Genomic DNA, 742 nt, shown 5'->3' on the forward strand with positions numbered 1-742 from the left:
CCCCGGCCTGCGCGGCCAGCTGCGCCAGCACGTCGTCGCGGCCCACCAGGCGCTGGCGCGGCAGGCCGGGGAGCTGTACGTCGGGTACGGCGGGGGGCAAGGGCGCGGGCGCGGCGGGAGCGACGGGAACCACCGGGGCGACGAAGCAATAGCCCCGCCCCACCACGTTGTCGACGTAGGCCTGATCGGCGCCCAGCACCTTACGCAGCGCGCCCACATGGACGCGCAGGTTGCCTTCCTCGACGACGGTATGGGGCCAGACGCGGGCGATCAGTTCGTCCTTGCCGACCACGGTGCCGGCCCGCTCGACCAGCGCCAGCAGCACGTCGAAGGCACGGCCGGCCAGGCGCAGCGGCTGGCCGGCGCGGTACAGGGCGCGCTCGTGCGGCACCAGGTGAAAGTCGCCGAAGGCGAAGCCGGAAGGGACGTCACCAGCCGCGCCCGGCACCTGCCCCTGCTCGCCGCCGGGCTGCGTCGGGTGTTCCGGAACATGCATGGGCCGCATCGCGCTTACCTCGAAAGCCAGATTGATTTTCAGACCAGGGGATTTTAACGTATCGAAGCATGCAATTTAACCACTATTTACAGGGAACGGCCGACTGCCGGAAAGGGGTAATGGAGACTCGTCACGATGCCATGCCGGGGCTGGCCGCGACGGCACTGGCCCTGGCCGCCACCAGCGCCGGCCGCCGCGCCGGCCTGCTCGACGCCATCGGCGGCGCGCTGGACGGGGTGCGGCAGC

The 742-nt window shown here is 71.3% G+C and carries 1 protein-coding gene; it reads right to left on the minus strand.

Going from position 1 to position 742, the window contains the following annotated elements; genetic code table 11:
• A partial coding sequence (locus tag GM672_RS27775) for a winged helix-turn-helix domain-containing protein (protein ID WP_211517458.1) occupies window positions 1-496 on the minus strand: 496 nt, incomplete at its 3' end.
• Window positions 497-742 lie beyond the last annotated feature (246 nt).

The sequence above is a fragment of the Pseudoduganella buxea genome, assembly GCF_009720835.1.
GTDB lineage: Bacteria > Pseudomonadota > Gammaproteobacteria > Burkholderiales > Burkholderiaceae_D > Rugamonas > Rugamonas buxea.